14 protein-coding genes are annotated in these 17,583 nt (G+C 61.6%); 9 read left to right on the plus strand and 5 right to left on the minus strand.

All coding sequences use genetic code 11. The annotated features are described in order from the left end of the window. Positions 1-5: 5 nt before the first annotated feature. The 3 genes from QPL98_RS08295 to hrpB all read left to right on the plus strand — a co-directional run bounded on the left by QPL98_RS08295 (position 6) and on the right by hrpB (position 4,465). Positions 6-662 (plus strand): SCO family protein, encoded by a 657-nt coding sequence (locus QPL98_RS08295; RefSeq protein ID WP_141066722.1) that lies wholly within the window; start codon positions 6-8, stop codon positions 660-662. A gap of 82 nt (positions 663-744) precedes the next feature. Then, a complete protein-coding gene (locus QPL98_RS08300; RefSeq protein WP_199452058.1) occupies positions 745-1,947 on the plus strand; it encodes a YbfB/YjiJ family MFS transporter in 1,203 nt (400 codons plus the stop codon). 43 nt (positions 1,948-1,990) lie between these two features. Next, positions 1,991-4,465, plus strand: a complete 2,475-nt coding sequence (gene hrpB / locus QPL98_RS08305) for an ATP-dependent helicase HrpB (protein WP_303293076.1) — start codon at positions 1,991-1,993, stop codon at positions 4,463-4,465. A gap of 63 nt (positions 4,466-4,528) precedes the next feature. Here the strand turns inward: hrpB and QPL98_RS08310 are convergent, their stop codons facing one another. Continuing rightward, positions 4,529-4,894 (minus strand): DUF6746 family protein, encoded by a 366-nt coding sequence (locus QPL98_RS08310; RefSeq protein ID WP_113879427.1) that lies wholly within the window; start codon positions 4,892-4,894, stop codon positions 4,529-4,531. Between the two features lie 153 nt (positions 4,895-5,047). Between QPL98_RS08310 and QPL98_RS08315 the strand changes: the two genes are divergently transcribed. Both QPL98_RS08315 and QPL98_RS08320 read left to right on the plus strand, forming a co-directional pair. After that, positions 5,048-5,866, plus strand: a complete 819-nt coding sequence (locus QPL98_RS08315) for a RimK family alpha-L-glutamate ligase (protein ID WP_199452055.1) — start codon at positions 5,048-5,050, stop codon at positions 5,864-5,866. Positions 5,867-6,036: 170 nt separating this feature from the next. Further along, positions 6,037-7,212: a type III PLP-dependent enzyme gene (locus tag QPL98_RS08320; RefSeq protein WP_023008100.1), complete on the plus strand. Its 1,176-nt coding sequence runs from the start codon at positions 6,037-6,039 to the stop codon at positions 7,210-7,212. 30 nt (positions 7,213-7,242) lie between these two features. On the opposite strand, the gene QPL98_RS08325 is transcribed toward QPL98_RS08320, so the two are convergent. From QPL98_RS08325 to QPL98_RS08340, 4 genes are read right to left on the minus strand one after another with little or no spacing between them, the layout of a single operon-like run. Then, a complete protein-coding gene (locus QPL98_RS08325; protein WP_199452054.1) occupies positions 7,243-8,445 on the minus strand; it encodes a CynX/NimT family MFS transporter in 1,203 nt (400 codons plus the stop codon). An 11-nt stretch (positions 8,446-8,456) separates the two neighbouring features. Then, entirely contained in the window at positions 8,457-8,852 is a 396-nt protein-coding gene (locus QPL98_RS08330; RefSeq protein WP_114434665.1) for an ectoine synthase, read from the minus strand. A gap of 50 nt (positions 8,853-8,902) precedes the next feature. Beyond that, on the minus strand, positions 8,903-10,333 hold the full coding sequence (locus tag QPL98_RS08335) for a GTPase/DUF3482 domain-containing protein (protein ID WP_303293077.1): 1,431 nt from the start codon (positions 10,331-10,333) through the stop codon (positions 8,903-8,905). Next, the gene (locus QPL98_RS08340) at positions 10,330-11,742 is read right to left on the minus strand and encodes a DUF2868 domain-containing protein (protein WP_141066729.1); all 1,413 of its coding nucleotides are present in this window, start codon (positions 11,740-11,742) and stop codon (positions 10,330-10,332) included. Before QPL98_RS08340 ends, QPL98_RS08335 begins: the two co-directional genes overlap by 4 nt. A gap of 87 nt (positions 11,743-11,829) precedes the next feature. Between QPL98_RS08340 and QPL98_RS08345 the strand changes: the two genes are divergently transcribed. The 4 genes from QPL98_RS08345 to QPL98_RS08360 all read left to right on the plus strand — a co-directional run bounded on the left by QPL98_RS08345 (position 11,830) and on the right by QPL98_RS08360 (position 17,505). Beyond that, entirely contained in the window at positions 11,830-12,192 is a 363-nt protein-coding gene (locus QPL98_RS08345; protein WP_141066730.1) for a DUF6164 family protein, read from the plus strand. A gap of 253 nt (positions 12,193-12,445) precedes the next feature. Further along, positions 12,446-14,548 carry a 3-hydroxybutyrate oligomer hydrolase family protein gene (locus QPL98_RS08350; protein WP_303293078.1) on the plus strand — a complete coding sequence of 701 codons (2,103 nt, stop codon included), beginning with the start codon at positions 12,446-12,448 and terminating at the stop codon, positions 14,546-14,548. Positions 14,549-14,684: 136 nt separating this feature from the next. Beyond that, on the plus strand, positions 14,685-16,097 hold the full coding sequence (locus QPL98_RS08355) for a sigma-54-dependent Fis family transcriptional regulator (RefSeq protein WP_199452087.1): 1,413 nt from the start codon (positions 14,685-14,687) through the stop codon (positions 16,095-16,097). A 322-nt stretch (positions 16,098-16,419) separates the two neighbouring features. Continuing rightward, positions 16,420-17,505, plus strand: coding sequence for a TRAP transporter substrate-binding protein (locus tag QPL98_RS08360; RefSeq protein WP_014420063.1), 1,086 nt, complete (start codon positions 16,420-16,422; stop codon positions 17,503-17,505). Positions 17,506-17,583: the final 78 nt, after the last annotated feature.

Genomic DNA, 17,583 nt, shown 5'->3' on the forward strand with positions numbered 1-17,583 from the left:
ACCCTATGGGGCGGTCGATTCGGATCACGTTGTTTGTTCTGTTGTTGCTGGTGGTGCTGGTGTTCGGCCTGACAGTGGGACGGCAGGTCTTTCTGGTGGGGGGCGAACCGGCACCGGCGCCGGATCTCAGCCAGTACAACGCCTATGTCTACGACCAGCCACGGCCCCTGGTGGAGTTCTCTCTGACCAACGAGGAAGGTGAGACGGTCACCCGGGAAGATCTCCGGGGCCGGTGGACCTTCGTGTTCGTGGGCTACACCAATTGCCCGGACATCTGCCCCGCTGCCATGGCCAATCTGCGCCGTACCGACCAGTTGCTGTCTCCGGAATTACCCCAACCGGACTATCTGCTGGTCTCGGCAGACCCGGAGCACGATACCCCGGCGAAACTGAAGGCCTATACCGATTTCTTTGGTGAGCATTTCCACGGCCTGACCGGCGATCTCGACACCCTGAGACAGGTCGCCAAGAGCGTGAGCGCAGTATTTGTGCACCGACAGGTGAATGGGGAGTTGCTGGTGGACCACAGCGGGCATTTTGCCTTGCTCAATCCGGACGGCGACGTTCAGGCGCTGATCCAGCCACCCCACAAGCCGGACCAGCTGGCCGAAGCCTTTGAGCGCATCTACCAGTGGGCCAACGCCAATCGCCAGCCAGGCTGAGGCGAAGGTCTCACTGACAAGCATTGGTTAGTCACCTACACTACCCGGTTTCCGTTGATAACCTGACGACCGGGCCTCTGCCATGACTTCTGCAAACACCCCCACCCCCAGGCAACTGTTTACGGTTCTGCTCGCCGGTAGCCTGGTTTTGCTGGTTGTCCACGGCCTTGGCCGATTCATCTACACCCCGTTGTTGCCCTACCTGGTGGCCGATAACCAGTTCAACGCGCCGGATGGAGCTGTGGTGGCCACCTGGAACTACCTCGGCTATCTGATGGGGGCAATGCTGGCCATCCGTTGGCACAGAATCGACCAGATCCGGCTGATGTTGCCTCTTTTCCTGGCGGTTCATGTGGTCACCACGCTGATCGTGACCCAGACCGACCAGCTGACGGTGATTTCTGTCACCCGCTGGCTGAATGGTGTGGCTAACGGCGTGGTATTCGTCCAGGCGCCAGCCCTGATTCTGGAATGGCTGGTACTGCGCAACCGGGCCTCTCTCAGCGGTCTGGTCTATATCGGTGTTGGTGTAGGGCTGCTGGTGTCCAGCGGCCTGGTTACCGGAACCGCCAGCCTGCTGGAGGGCGCGGAGCGCTGGTGGCCGGCTGCCCTGTTGTCGATTCCCCTGGCCTGGTGGGGTGCCATGCAGTTACGGCAACTGGAGGTACCGGTGCGCCAGCATGATGACGCCGGTAAGGCGGTGGTCAATACCCCGTTGCTGGATCGCGCCAGCATCCCGCTGTTTCTGTCCTATGCCGGGGCGGGCCTGGGTTACATCCTGCCCATGACCTTCCTGCCCCTGTTGGCAAAACTGGAACTGCCTGAGGGCCACGCCTTGCTGGACGGCACCTGGGTGATCGTCGCCCTGTTCACCATCCCGGCGCCCTGGCTGTGGAACAAACTGGGGGCCCTGATGGGAGACTTGCCCGCCCTTCGCCTGAATTTTCTGATTCAACTGGCCGGTGTGCTGGCCACCGTGGTCTGGCCTGGCGCCTTGGGCTTGGTGTTATGTGCCGCCCTGGTCGGCAGCACCTTCCTGGGTACGGTATTGCTGACCCAGCGCATCGGGCGCGCGCTGCATCCGCATCAGGGCCCGCGCCTGTCGGCAGCAATGGTGGCACTGTATGGCTTTACCCAGATGGTCGGCCCCTGGCTGACCAAACAGTGGCTGGATGCCGGCGGCACCCTGGTGTCGGCCTTCGGCATCGGGGTGGCAGCGCTGGCGTTTGGCCTGGTATTCGCGTTCTTCGTGCCCCGGCCTGAAGCCTGGCATGCCCGCTCCTGAGGCATGGTAAACTGCGGCCACATTCCGGCAAGCACCCAGTACCATGCTCCCGATTGATGGCATCCTCCCAGAACTGACCCGCACACTGGCAAAGACCACCACCGCTTTGCTCCAGGCGCCGCCCGGCGCGGGTAAAACCACCCGGGTACCGTTGGCGCTGCTGGATGCGCCCTGGCGCGATGGCCGCAAAATCCTGATGCTCGAACCCCGCCGACTGGCGGCCCGGTCGGCAGCGCGGTATATGGCCCGGCAACTGGGAGAGGCGCCCGGGCAGACGGTGGGCTATCGCACCCGACTGGATACCAGGGTCTCCGGCACCACCCGGATCGAAGTAGTGACCGAGGGTATACTCACCCGCCTGATCCAGACCGACCCCATGCTGGAAGACTATGCCGCTGTTCTGTTTGACGAATTCCATGAACGTTCCCTGCAGGCCGATCTGGGGCTGGCACTGGTGCGTGAGAGCCAGCAGGCCCTGCGAGAAGACCTGCGCCTTCTGGTGATGTCCGCGACACTGGATACCGCGCCCATTGCCAAGATGCTGGGGGACGTGCCGGTGATTTCCAGTGAAGGCCGGGCGTTTCCGGTGGATGTCCTTTATCGGCCCCTGTCCCGCAGTGCCCGGATGGTGGATCACGTAACGGCGGTGGTGCTGGAGGTCCTGGGAGACCAGGCTGGCTCGGTGCTGGTGTTCCTGCCCGGGGCCGGTGAAATTCGCCGGGTGGCGCAACAGCTGGCGGGGCAACTACCGGAAAACGTGGTGTTGGCACCCTTGTATGGCAACCTCAAGTCTGAAGAACAGGATCGGGCCATTGCGCCGGCCCCGGACGGTTCTCGCAAGGTGGTGCTGGCGACCGCCATTGCTGAGACCAGCCTCACCATTGAAGGTGTTCGGGTAGTGGTTGATGCCGGCCAGCAGCGCCGGGCCGTGTTTGATCCCAACAGTGGCATGACCCGCCTGATCACCGGCCGGGTGTCCAAAGCCTCTGCCGAGCAGCGTAAAGGCCGGGCCGGACGGGTCGAACCGGGGGTGTGCTACCGGTTATGGAGCGAGTCGGAGCAGTTTGGGCTGGCTGAGTTCACGCCAGCGGAGATTCAGGAGGCGGACCTGGCGCCGCTGGTACTGGAGCTGGCCCAGTGGGGGGCTCGTTCACCGGATCAGGTGGCCTGGATTGATGCGCCGCCACAAGCCCACTGGCAGCAGGCGGTGGATTTATTGCAGTGGCTGGATTTGCTGGATGCTGACGGTGCTATTACCGATCACGGCAAGGCCGCCCGGGATCTGGGGATGCACCCTCGTCTGGCCCATATGGTTCTCCGGGGCAGGGCCCTGGGATTTGGCCAGCTGGCGGCGGAGCTGGCGGCATTGCTGGAAGAGCGTGATTTGCTGGGGCCAGGCTCCGGTGCGGATTTGCACGAACGGATCCGGGTGGTACGGGGACAACGGCCACCCCGTGGTCTGGATACGGCCCGGTTACAGGCGGTACGGCAGGCGGCGAAACGGTTGTGCCGGGAGCGGGGGTCACGGAGCGAACCCGTTGCTACCGAGGTGGGCCGGGTTTTAGCCCAGGCTTATCCGGACCGCATTGCTCGCCGCCGTTCGGGCGAGGCGCCGCGCTACCAGCTCAGTAATGGCAAGGGGGCGAGCCTGAGGGACGATGATCCGCTGGCCCGGGAGGACTGGCTGGTGGCCGCGGATCTGGACGGCAAGGCCCGGGAGGCCACGATCTATCTGGCGGCGCCGGTGGACCTTGCAGATCTGGAGCAGGACCTGGCTGCGCACATAGAAGAACGGGAAGAGGCCCTCTGGGACGACAAGCGGGGCACAGTGGTGGCGCGTCACGTACGCAAGCTTGGCGCCCTGATACTGGCGGAAAAGCCGTTGCAACAGGTGGCCCCCGAACTGATCCAGCAGGGTTTGCTGGATGCCGTCCGTCGCAAAGGACTGGACCGGCTGCCCTGGAATGAGGCCGCCCGCCAGTGGCAGGCCCGGGTGCAGTTACTGGCCACACAGTTCCCCGGTCACTGGCCGGATGTGACGGATTCTGCCCTGCTCGCCGGTGTGGAAAGCTGGTTGGCGCCGTTTATGGTCGGCATGCAGCGGTGGTCGGATCTGGCCCGGCTAGATCTGGTATCCGCCCTGAACAGCCTGCTCGATTATCCACAGCAACAACAACTGGATGAACTGGCTCCGAAAGCCCTGGCCATTCCCACTGGCCAGAAGGTGATGCTGGATTACACTGCCGACAACGGCCCGGTGCTGGCTGCCAAGCTGCAGGCCCTGTTTGGCTGGACTGAAACACCGACGGTGGCGGCCGGCCGGGTGCCAGTGGTAACCCACCTCCTGTCCCCGGCCCAGCGCCCGCTGGCGGTCACGGCAGATCTCGCCAGCTTCTGGCAGAACGCCTATCCACAGGTACGAAAAGAACTCCGGGGCCGCTACCCGAAACACCCCTGGCCGGAAGATCCGCTCACGGCCCAGGCTCAGCAGGGAACAAAAAAACGCTCCGCAGGCTAACGCGCCCATGGCAGGCTCCGGTAAATTAGCGAGTAGTAACCGGAGCTTAGCAGCCCGTGGCCGTTACCGGATGATGGACCGGCTCTTTTCCAGATACACCGCGCCTTGCTCTTTCACGGTATCCGGGGCTGCGTGCTCGGAAGCCTTGTGTACTTTCTCCAGCCGCTCGGCAATGTCTTCCAGCTCATGGTCCAGTTTGCCCAGGGCATTTTCCAGAGTGTAGGTGAGCTGATGGACTTCGCTCATCGCCTCTGGTGTCAGATCACCGGCCAACACCTGCTCAAGCCGGTTGTTGTACTCGGAGAAATTGGCCACCGCCTGCTCCAGGGTTTTCGAGGGTTCGCCTTTGTAGTGATCGTACTCATCATCGGCGAAGGCCGGAAGGGTGAACAGCAGGGTGGCAGTGGCCAGCATCAGGTGTTTTGTCATGGTCGGTTCCTCATTAGTGATAACTAATGCGAATTATTGTCAGTAGCATTAACTATCGCCATGAGATCGGTCAATTTACGGACAAAATAACCCTTGCCAGGGTTCCAAAGCTGGATAAAATGCAGCCAATTTTCACTCTGTGCGGCTGTCACCATGCACCTTGTCTCATTCAACGTGTTCCGTACCCTTGGCTTTCCCGACACCACTGTACTGAAGCCCGAGCATTTCCTGCGCCACAAGCCGCTGCTGCAGGAGGCGGACTGGGTGCTGTTCCCGGAATACTGGCAGATCAACGCCCTGGTGCATGGCTTGAAGTGCCGGGTGTTCCCCAGTATCGCCAGTTATCGCATTGGTCACGACAAAGTGGAAATGACCCGCGCCTTTCAGACCGTGGCACCGGAACACACACCCTGGACCTTGATTGAAGCCAATGGTCCACAGGAACGTGACATGCTGTGGGACACCATGGCCCTGCCTTTCGTGGCCAAACTCCCCAAGGCCAGCATGGGCGAAGGTGTGTGGTTGATCGAGTCCCGGGCCGAATGGCTGAAGTATTGTGATCGCACAGACGTTCTCTACGTGCAGGAATACCTTCCGATTGACCGGGATGTGCGGGTGGTTGTGGTGGGTGATCGGGTGGTGACCGCCTACTGGCGTACCCAGGCGGAGCAGGGGTTCTACAACAACGTCGCCAGAGGCGGCCAGATTGTGGCTGGTGATGTGCCGGCGGTGGCTACCGATCTGGCCCTGCGCCTGGCCCGGGAGCTGGAAGTAGACCATGCCGGCTTTGATATCGCCCTGGTGGAAGGCTATCCCTATGTGCTGGAATTCAACCGCCTGTTCGGCAATCAGGGCCTGGGTCAGGGCAGTGATCTGAAAGACGCCATCTTGGATTATCTGCAGCGCCAGAGTCGGCCCCAGGACCCGGATGGTCCCACCGAGCCAACGCCGCTGTGGCCAGTGGCGGTGTGACACAGAATACTGTGCCATAGGTCCGGTTTCGGTCGCCGGATTTATGGGTATAACTGCGCATTTGCGGTGATTGGAAAAAGGCCCGATGATCGCGCCATTCACGGGTAATACAGCCAGTCTGTGCTACCCTTTTTTTATGCCCGTTTACCCTGTGGAGGGACACACCACCCATGATCCAGACGCCTAACGCCGATATCGCCGACTACTACAGTGCCGAGACTTTCAAGCGGATCAAGGACTTTGCCGACGGCAAGGAAACCCCGTTTGTGGTGATCGACACCCAGACCATTGACCGTCAGTATGAAGAGCTGGTGGAAGGGTTTCCTTACGCCAAGGTCTATTATGCGGTGAAAGCCAACCCGGCCCCGCAGATTCTGACCATGCTGCGGGACAAAGGCGCGAATTTTGATATCGCTTCGGTGTATGAACTGGACAAGGTGATGGCCCTGGGTGTGACCGGCGACCGCATCAGTTACGGCAACACCATCAAGAAGGCGAAAGACATTCGCACCTTTTACGAAAAGGGTGTGCGCCTGTATGCCACGGATTCCGAGGCAGACCTGCGCAACATTGCCAAGGCTGCCCCGGGCTCAAAAGTGTATGTGCGTATTCTGACTGAAGGCACCCTGACCGCCGACTGGCCGTTGTCCCGCAAGTTTGGCTGCCAGACCGATATGGCCATGGATCTGCTGATCCTGGCTCGTGATCTTGGCCTGGTGCCTTACGGTGTGTCGTTTCACGTCGGTTCCCAGCAGCGCGAAATCGGTGCCTGGGACGCCGCCCTGAACAAGGTAAAGGTGATTTTCGAGCGCCTTAAGGAAGAAGACGGCATCGAGCTGAAGATGATCAACATGGGCGGTGGTTTCCCGGCCAACTACATTACCCGGACCAATGAGCTTGGGGTGTATGCGGAGGAGATTGCCCGTTTCCTGCACGAGGACTTTGGTGACGACCTGCCCGAGATCATCATCGAGCCGGGCCGGTCGCTGATTTCCAATGCCGGTGTGTTGGTGAGCGAGGTGGTGCTGATTTCACGAAAATCCCGTACCGCCCTGCACCGCTGGGTGTTTACCGATGTCGGCAAGTTTTCCGGGCTGATCGAGACCCTGGACGAGTCCATCAAGTTTCCGATCTGGACCGAGAAGAGCGGTGAAGGTGAGGATTGTGTGATCGCCGGGCCGACCTGTGACAGTGCCGATATCATGTACGAGCATCACAAGTACCCGCTGCCGCTGAATCTGGCGATCGGAGACCGGATGTACTGGCTGTCGACCGGGGCCTATACCACCACCTACAGTGCCATTGAATTCAACGGCTTTCCTCCGTTGAAGGATTACTATATCTGACCGAAGGTCAGTGAGGTATCTCAGAAAGGATCAGCTTGCGGGCTGATCCTTTTTTCGTTTCAGGTCCAGAGTGAAAGCCAGGGGTAATACCAGCAGGCTGTAGGCCACCATGGCCATCACGGCATGACGGGTGTCGCCAGTCCAGTCGGCGAGCAGGCCGCCGAGCATGGGTACCGAGAAGGCCATGGTATAGCCCACCAGGAAGGTGCCGGCAGACAGCCGTCCGGTTTCGGCGGAGTTCACCAGCAAAGGCGGCAGCGCCACCAACAGGATCAGCAGAATGCCGGCCACGAAGCTCATCAGCGTGGCGCTGGCAATGAACCACCAGCCTTCGAGCACCAGAGTGCCGGCGGTGCCGGCAATGCTGAGAACCGCCATGACGACAATGAAGGTACGGCGGCCGACCCAGGCCCGTGCCATTTTCAGCATCACCAGCGAGGCAAAGACCTGGGCGATGTTGTACCAGAACAGGGCCTCGGACAGCAGGCCGATACGCCCCTGTTGTTCCAGCAGGTTACCCATGTAGGCGTTGAGGCCGAAGAACATGGAGCCGGAAAGCCCCAGCAGCAGGCCCAGGCGCAAGGTGAGCGGGTTTTTCCAGTCGGGCAGCCAGGCGGCTTTGCGTGCGGGCCGGGCCAGGTCCCGTTTGGGCAGAAACAGGGCGGCGGCCACCAGCAGTGCCGGCAGCGACCAGGCCAGCATGGTGGCGCGCCAGCTGTTGTCCAGCAAAGGCATGAGAACCGGCAGGGTAATACCGGCACCGATGAATTCGCCCATCAGCATGCCGTTCATGTAGATGGCAGAGCCCATGGCAATGTGGTGGGGTTCCAGCCAGCGCGGCAGCAGGGCTGGCAGGGCTGGTTGCATCATCGCCACACCCAGGCCCATGACGGCGCTGGCTATCATCAGGGTGAAGGTGTCCGGTACCAGACCACGGCCGGCTGAGCCGATCACCATGATCACCATGGCCAGCGCCAGGGTGTTCCTCGGGCCAATGCGGGAGATGGCCAGCGAACCAGGCATGGCGCCAATGGCCAGCATCAGGATGGGCAGTGTGGTCAGGGCGCCGGTCAGTGCCTGGGTCAGGGCCAGCTCATCGCCAATGAAGGGTGCCAACGGCGGGGCCACCAGCACGGGTATGCGCAGGTAAACACCGGCCAGCCAAAGCAACACCGCCACCGGCAGCAATCTGGCTGGCGGTGGCGGTGTGGTCGCGGCGGTTTGAAATGCCACGGCGGAGCGAATCAGTCTTCGCTGGTATCCGGCAGGTAAGCACCGTCTTCGTCGTGCACTTCCCGGCCGGTTACGGGCGGGTTGAAGGCGCAGATCAGGCGCATGTCTTCAGTACCGCCGTAGAGCGTATGCTGATCGTGCTTGTCGAGTGCATACAGGGTGCCGTCGGTAATCTCGTGTACTTCACCGGTGGCTTTGTCCAGAATCTTGCCATTACCGGCGACGCAATAGACCGCTTCCAGATGGTGCTTGTACCAGAGATTCAACTCGGCGCCGGCAGGGATGATGGTCTCGTGGAAGGAGAAACCCATGCCATCTTTCTTCAGCAGCATGCGACGGCTGGTCCAGCCCGGGCCGTGAACTTCACGCTCGGTACCGATAATGTCTTGCACTCGTACGATTTTCATTCGCATTCCTCATTTTGTGATGGAATAGCCATACAGTATAAACATGCGGCTCAGGCTCGATTCAACCGCCAGTCGTCGTATGCCGCCATGGCCTGCTCGATGGCGGCGGCAAATTGTTCCCTCTGCTGATGGGCCAGAGACCGCTGTTTCCGGCACCGTTCGAAGGCTTTCTGGATTTCCCGCCGGCTGGCTTTGTCGAGCTGTTCCAGCCAGTGATGGTCGGCCGGTTCCAGTTCCAGCAAATCCCGCCCGGCGTGGTTTCGCTGGCTGATATGCCACCAGTGATCCACCGCCCGCCCTAACACAACATAGCCGAACTGGCTGTCCTGTACAGGCCCGAAGCTGGCGGTTTTCAGCCCGTCCTTCATGGGCCCGATGCTCAGTGCCGGCAAAACCAGGCGATCGCCATAGAAGTAACTGCCGGCAGCGCCAATCAGCCCCCCGAGCAGGGCGCCAGTGCCCAGCGACGAGCCAAATGTTACGGCATCAATGCCGGCACCACTCACTGCTCCGGCGCCAAAGCCCGCGGTGGCCAGATAGCGCTTGCTGACCGCCCAGTGTTTGCGGGTGTCCTCGGAAAACAGATCGTGCTGGCTGTGCCATTGCAGTTCCGCTTCCTGGCGCCGGATGCGCTGATGCTGGTACAGGTGCTCGATGTCGATCCTGAGGGTCTGTTCCCGCTGGCGTTGGTGCCGGTACCAGCGATCCCGCAGGGTCTCGGCGAGGCTGGCATCGCTGGTTTCGGCGATCTGGTTGAGCGTCAGTGTGCGTCGTTCCTGGTAGGACATCAGGTCTTCCAGGGCTCGGGCAACCAGGCCTGCCGCCTGGCGCCGACGCTGGCGGCGCTGTTCGGACAGGAACCGGGTGGCCCGTTCCAGCGGCGCCTCCCAGTCGGGCTCCAGCTGGCCGAAAGCCCGTAACAGGCTCAGATGTTGCTCAAACGGGGCGCGAACAGCGTCGAACTTGCGGACAACCTGAAAGAACTGGCCCAGTGCAGCCTGCCAGGTGTCGCTGTAATCATCCTCACCGATACTGTTGATCAGCGCCAGGCTCGGACGCCCGGTCCAGCGCAGAATGGTCATCTCCGCCTCGTGCTCGGCACTGTAGGGCACCGAGCCATCCACCACGTAGATGATCCCGGCGCCTTCCACGATCGGTGCCAGCAACTCACATTCATCGACAAACCGGTCGTCGCCCCGGTGCTGGAGCACAAAAGCCCGCACGGTTTCCGGGTGATCCGAGGCGGAAATGCTGTGGGCTTCCAGCCACTGTAATACCCGCCGTGGGCGCTGGAAACCGGGGGTGTCCACCAGGGTATAGAGTTTCTGGCCATCAACGCTCAGTGGATAATCCTGCCGGGCCCGGGTGGTACCGGGTTCCAGGGCAATGGCGATAGCGTCGTTCTGGGACAGGGTGGCGACGACACTGGATTTGCCCTTGTTCGGGTGGCCGACCACGGCGAATACCGGAGCATTGGTCATGGTTGTGCGCTCCCGGTCAGATAGGGGTTGGGCTCGTCGACAGGTGGCAAGGCCACCGAGGCAAAGCCCGGAGCCAGGCGTTCGGTAAACCGAAGCCAGGGCTGAACCAGGTGGGCCTGCGGTGGCTGGTTCGGATCGCTTGCCAGCGGAAGCAGGGTTACCCGGCTATTCGAGGGCCAGCGCTCCCGGGCGGTCTCCAGAAAATCGTGCAGCTCGCCGGTGGGCGGCTCCCAACTGCGGGTGACGACAATGACTGCCGGATGTTCCTGGCCGGCCAGATGGACGCTTACTTGTGCCAGTACGTCTTCATCCTGGGCCAGACTGGCCCGGCCTCCGGCCCGGAAAATTCGGCAATCCGGTGCCTGCAGGCGTTGGGGCAACTCCGGTTCGCCGGCACCGGCCCAGCAGATCATCAGCGGGGTGTCCGGCAGTTGGTCTGGCTGGGCCCGGGTGCGGGTGTCTGGCAGGTCGGAGGCATCGTTGTGGCTGCTGCCGGTATCCAGGGTGGCGGTTTCCATCCGGTATAACAGGGCCTTCATGCCGGGATGGCCCGCCATCAGCCGAGTGGCACGGCGGCGCAGCAGGCTTTGGCTGAGAATCAGCAGCAGCACACGCGGTATCACCGTCCAGGTCAGCCATAACATGACCACGAAGGGCCACCACAGGCCCCAGCGTGAAGGCTCGACTCCGGTTGTGACGGGAGCGGCGCGAAAGAATCGGGTTGCCTCCACCAGCTCCAGAGACGGCACCGCGGAAGGCCACAGCCAGGACCAGGGCGCCGCCAGGGCGCTGACCAGATGGTGGTAGCCTGAAGCGGCGGTATCCAGAGTGGTGCTCCAGCCAAAGGCCAGGTCCTGGACCACCACCATGATCAGCAGCGTGGCCAGGCCGGCAAGACCAAAAGCAACGCCGCCGGCGTGGGCCGCCCGCGCCATCAGTAGTGGCTGGAGCCGGGCCCGGGTCGGGCTGGCGTGGTCCAGGTGCAGCCGTTTCAGCAACCAGCGCCAGGGTTGCCAGCCGACTATGGCCTGTACCGTGGTGGCCAGTGCCAGCAGCAGCTGGAACAGCACAAAGGCCAGAATCACGGTGATGTTGATGCGCTGGCCGCCGTCATAGAACAGTAGACCCAGCATGGTCACGATGCCCATCAGGCAGCCGGCACCTGTGAAGCCGCTGGTTGCCCGGCGCCAGAGTTTCAGTTCCCGACGGCCAGCCGTCACGGCGCCGCCGGGGCCGGACAGTCGATCCATGTGCGCCAGCCAGCGCGAAGGGCTGGGCTTTATTCCCTGCTGCTCGCAGTCCAGAGCAAAGCGCCGGTCCCGGCGGTGGAGAAAGGCGGGGGGCTGATCCCTGTCCCGCTGGATGCGGTCGTCAAAATCCAGCAGCAGACGAAGGGGGTTCGGGCTCATGCAGTGTCCTGATGCAAGTTCGGTCGTGGGTGCTTTGCTGTTAGCATATAGGCAATTACGATCCTGATACCAGCCAATGGACGCGCCATGCCCCATCACCTGATGAATCTGCGCCATGTACCTGATGACGAGGCCGAGGAGATCCGGGCTTTGTTTGAGGACCATGGGGTGCGTTACTACGAGACCCCGCCCAGCCGCTGGGGCATCAGCATGGGCGGCTTCTGGGTTCACGATGCGGAGGAGGCGGAGCGAGCCAAGGCGTTGCTGGATGAGTATCAGCGTCAGCGTTTCGAGAGGCAGCGCCAGGCCTATGAGCAAGGCCTGGCCCGCGGCGAAATCGGTGGTATCGGCTCCATGTTTCGACGCTATCCGCTGCGGACTCTGGCGGCCTGCCTGGCCATCGCTGCAATTGCGGCAATCAGCTTGCTGCCCTTTGTTCGAATAGGCTAGTTTCACTGTCCGTTGTCTGGTTTTTCAGACAGTGTTCGGTCTGCCGGACAGTCTGCGGCCAGCGGCGGTCCTGCCCGCCTGCCATGCCATTGCATGCGCAATTGCTGTCCGGAATTCCGGAATAGCCCCCTCTCAAGTGCCAGTAATTTTTCATTTTTCTAAATATATTCATGGTCTTGTCCGGTTGGCACAGGATCCGCATGGGCCGTGGCGCCCATGGGGCCGATTCAACAACAACAAACAAGGACCGACCATGAAACGAATGATGCTCTGCACCCTGATAGGTGCTGCCACGGTGACGCTTACTGCCTGCAAGAAGGACGAGGTGTTCAACTCCTTGCCTGATTTCCTGGTGAGTGATGTCCAGCAGTTCGATTACGATGGCAATACCGATGATCTTCTTACCGCAGGCCTGGGGCCGGAGGGTCTGGCCAGTGCCACACCACCGGCGTTTGTCGATGCCCTGAATCCGACACCGGCGGAGTTGCGCCGGCTGGCCATCTACAACAATTACCGGGCACTGGTGGATACTGCACCCGGCGGAGGCTATGGCAGCCTGTTTGGTCCGGCCGTGGATAACGCCAGTGGCCGAATTCCGGGCCAGGAATTCATTGCGCTGATGCAGGTGCCGGGCGCCACTGTGCCGGTGACGGTAATGGCCCAGGTGCCCGACAGCTTTGATCCGGATTTTCCGTGCATCGTAACCGCGCCCTCCTCGGGTTCCCGCGGGATCTACGGCGCCATTGGCACCGCCGGGGAGTGGGGCCTGAAAAAGGGCTGCGCAGTGGTTTATACCGATAAGGGCACCGGTACCGGTGCCCATAACCTCGCCACAAACACCGCCCAGTCCGTGAACGGAACACTCACCCTAGAACCTGAAGAAGCCTTGTTCCGGGCGGATCTGGACGCCCAGAGCCGGGATGATTTCAATAGCCAGTGGCCGGATCGCTTCGCCTGGAAACACGCCCATTCCAAACAGAACCCGGAGGCAGACTGGGGCCGGCATGTGTTGCAATCCATTGAGTTCGGCTTCTATGTGCTGAACACACTCCATGGCCGGGAACTGGGTAATGGTGAAATTCTCCGGACCATCAACCCGAGGAACACCCTGGTGATTGCCTCCAGTGTTTCCAACGGCGGTGGAGCCTCGGTGCGGGCGGCGGAACAGGACGAGAAAGGCCTGATTGATGGTGTGGCGGTGTCTGAGCCCAATGTGAATCCGGCTGTGGACCGGAGTTTCAGCATTCGTCAGGGCAATGGCCCTGCACTGACGGAACACAGCCGCAGCCTGCTGGATTACACCACCGCGCTGGCGGTGTACCAGGGTTGTGCCAACCAGGCCCCCGGCATCCGCGATCTTGCCCCCCTGAACGGCATGTTCAACCCGCCGGCGACTGGCCAGAACATCTGCCACTCCTTGTTCAACAAGGGGCTGGTGTCTGGCGCAACCAAGGATGACTGGGCCCTCGATGCGCAACGGATCCTGAACGAGGACTTCGGCGTGCAGCCGGAGCAGAACCTGCTGGCGCCAGTGCATTTTGGCCTGGCGGTCGCCCAGAGCATTGCCATGACCTACGCCAATGCTTACGGCCGCGCGGGTGTTGAAGACCGGGTGTGTGGCCTGAGCCTCGCAGCGACCGGCAGTGCCGGTGCGGTGGTGCCACTGGCGCCTGCGGCCGAGGCGTCGCTGTTTGCAGCGAGTAACGGCATTCCGCCCTCCGCCGGTGTGAATCTGGTCTACGACAACGCCGAGGGCCAGCCCACGAACCTCGCCGTTAGCGCTTCGCCCAGTTCCAGCCAGGTGGATTACGGTCTGGACGCCCTGCTGTGCCTGAGAAGTCTTGCCGAAGGCAGGGATGTGGTGACCGGCGAGCCCCTCGAGGGCGATCGGGCCGAGCTGCATGAAGCCATTAGCCGTGGCATTTCAGCGGTGCGGGCCAGCGGAGACCTGCAGCGCAAGCCGACGGTGTTTGTCACCGGGCGGGCCGATGCCATCCTGCCCATCAACCACACCTCCCGGCCCTATGTCGGCCTGAACCAGACAGTGGAAGGCCTCCACAGCAACCTGCGCTATTACGAAATACTCAACGCCCATCACCTGGACGTGCTCAACGGCTTTCCGGGCATCGGTGACCGCTATGTGCCGTTGCATCACTACTACTTCCAGGCACTGGATCTGGTGTGGGCCCATCTCGTCGAGAAGCAGCCGCTGCCGCCTAGTCAGGTGGTGCGCACGGTGCCCCGGGGCAGCCTGACCACGCCCCTGACCCTGGCGAACCTGCCGCCCATTCAATCCGAACCGGCGGAAGCGGACCGGATTGTCTTCACCGGTAACCAGTTGCAGATCCCGGACTGATTACCGACGGTTGAAATGCCACCTTTGGAGGTTTGCCCCCGCACCGGGGGCTTCCTATACTCCCGTGACGGCGTCCGGAAATCCGGACGCCCAAGGATTGCCCATGAAACCATCCCCACCCGTGAGCACGCGGACTATGAGCGAGTTGTTTACCAACAAGAACAAGAGCGGCCTGACCCGTGACCTGATCGAAGCCCTGTTCCCGATGTTTGAGGAGGCCAGTGCCGGTGCCATCGCTGTTGACCGTGAGACCAACATCACCTGGATCAACAGCAGCTATTCCCAGCTGCTGGGCCTGGTGGACCCTTCCCACGCCATTGGCAAACCGGTGCGCAAGGTGATTCCGCAGACCCGGATGCCTGAGGTGGTGGAAACCGGGAAGCCCCTGCTGTTGGACATCATGGAACACAACAAGCAGCAACTGGTGGTCACACGCCTGCCGTATTACGACGACCAGGGCGGCATTGTCGGTGCCGTGGCCTTCGTGCTCTATGATGATCTGCAACCGCTGACACCGCTGGTGTCCAAATACCGGCGCCTGCACCGGGATCTGGCAGCGGCCCGCAAGGCATTGGCGAAGAAAAGCCGGGGCACCCGCTACAGTCTGGGCGATTTTGTCGGTGGCAGTCCGGCGGCCCTTGAGGTGAAGCGCCGGGCGCGACTGGCGGCAGGCCGGGATATGCCGGTGCTGCTGCTGGGGGAGACCGGCACTGGCAAAGAGGTGCTGGCCCAGGCTATCCATGCGGTGTCTCCCAGGGCAGATAAGCCCTTTGTTGGTGTGAACGTGGCGGCGGTGCCGGAAAACCTGCTGGAGGCGGAGTTCTTCGGTGTCGCCCCGGGTGCCTACACCGGTGCCGACCGTCGTACCCGGGAGGGCAAGTTCCAACTGGCCAACGGCGGTACGCTGTTTCTGGATGAGGTGGGGGATATGCCGCTGCCCCTGCAGGCCAAGCTGTTGCGGGCATTGCAGGAGGGCGAGATCGAGGCCCTGGGTTCGAACACGGTGACGACGGTGGATGTGAGAGTGATTGCGGCCACCAGTCGCAACCTGGAGGCCATGATTGCCGAAGGCAGCTTCCGCTCGGATCTTTACTACCGGCTGAATGTGCTGGAGATCAATATCCCGCCTCTGCGGGACCGATTGGCAGATCTGGGTGTGCTGTGCGAAGCCCTGCTGGGTGAAATCTGCGAGGGCCAGGACATGCGTGGCGAGATTACCGATGCCGGCGTCGCGGCCCTGGGTAGTTACGACTGGCCGGGCAACATCCGGGAATTGCGCAACGTGCTGGAGCGGGCCCTGACCATGAGCGAAGACGGTGAACTGCTGGATGCCGATGCTATCTTCAAAGTGTTACCCCGTGCTGGCCAGCGTCTGGTCTCTCCGGTTCCCGCCCGCTCTGTGCGCCCGCTGGCCCGCATTGTAGCTGAGGCCGAAGCCCAGGCCATTGAAGAGGCCCTGGTGACCTGCCGTGGCAACCGTACCAAGGCCGCCCGGCTGCTGGGGATTTCCCGTTCCGTGCTCTACGAGAAGTTGGCCAGATTGTCCTGATTTCCGGACGGCTGTCCCGTTATCCGTACAATAACCTACGACCATTGTCGATGAGTGTCCGGATTGCCGGACAGCTGCCTTGACTCCAGAACTGCCTAAAATATCTATCTGCATGAAATAAAAGGCATTATCGGCTGTGGCACGGTGTCTGCTATAGCCTGTTTGCAGGACGTCAGAACAACGTAAGAAAACAAAGCTGGCGCAAACTCGTTGGACCCGACCCAAAGTCAGCTATGGTTTCCTGCGTTGTCTGATCAATTTCAGACGTAGCCCGCCGGCAAGAACCGGTGGCTGTACGACAACAACAAAAAGGATCCATTTCATGTCGATCAAGCATAAGCTTTCAAAACTGACCTATGGCATTACCGCCGCCGCGGTTATCACCGGTGGTCTGGCCAGTGCGGACGCCGTGGCCGCAGAGAAGGTTCGCTGGCAGGTTCCTCTGGCGTTTCCATCCCATCTCGTGGGTCTGACCACACCGGTCAAGCACCTTACCGAGAATCTCAAGAATATCTCCGGTGGCGATATCCAGCTGCGTTATTACGAGCCGGGCGAACTGGTGCCGCCGTTCGAAATCATGGACGCCGTTGGCAGTGGCAAATACCCCGCCGGTTACACCTGGGTCGGCTATGACCAGGGCACCATTGCTTCGTTGCCGCTGTATTCCGGCGCACCCTTCAACATGGAGCCACCGGCGTATCTGGCCTGGTACTACGAGGGCGATGGCCGCGAGCTGCTGGAAGAAATCTACGCGGAGCGCAACATCCACCCGATGCTGTGTTCCATCATCGGCCCGGAAGGCGCTGGCTGGTTCGCGCAGCCCATCGAGGGCATGGACGACTTTGACGGCCTGAAGATCCGCTTTGCCGGCATTGGCGGCAAGGTCCTGGAGAAGCTGGGCGCATCGGTAACCATGGTGCCGGGTGGCGAGATCTACCAGGCCCTGGAGCGCAAGACCATTGATGCCACCGAGTTCTCCCAGCCGGCCATCGACAAGATGCTGGGCCTGGATCAGATCATCAAGAACTACATCATGCCTGGCTGGCACCAGACCCTGACCACCTCGCACCTGCTGGTCAACAAGGACACCTGGGACAAGCTGGAGCCGCAAACCCGTGCCCTCATCGAAATGGGCTGTGAGTCGGCCACTCTCAAGGGGTTTGCCGAGAGCGAGTGGGCCCAGCCAACCGCCCTGCGTGACTATGAGAAAGAAGGCGTAACCGCCCAGACCCTGCCGGAGCCTGTCCTGCGGGAGCTGCAGAAGGTCACCAACGAGGTGCTGGACGAAATCGCCGCCAAGGACGAAATGTTCAAGCGCGTTCTCACCAGCCAGCGTGAGTTCATGGAACATCACTCCATCTGGCACTCCAAGGGCTACCTGCCCCGGGATTTCTACCAGTACGACTGATCAGCGGATGATGATCATGGCAGGCGGCGTTGATGCCGCCTGCATTCCCTCTCTGCATCCGGACTATTCGAGGTTGTT

The organism is Marinobacter sp. ST-43, assembly GCF_030541085.1.
Lineage (GTDB): Bacteria > Pseudomonadota > Gammaproteobacteria > Pseudomonadales > Oleiphilaceae > Marinobacter > Marinobacter nauticus.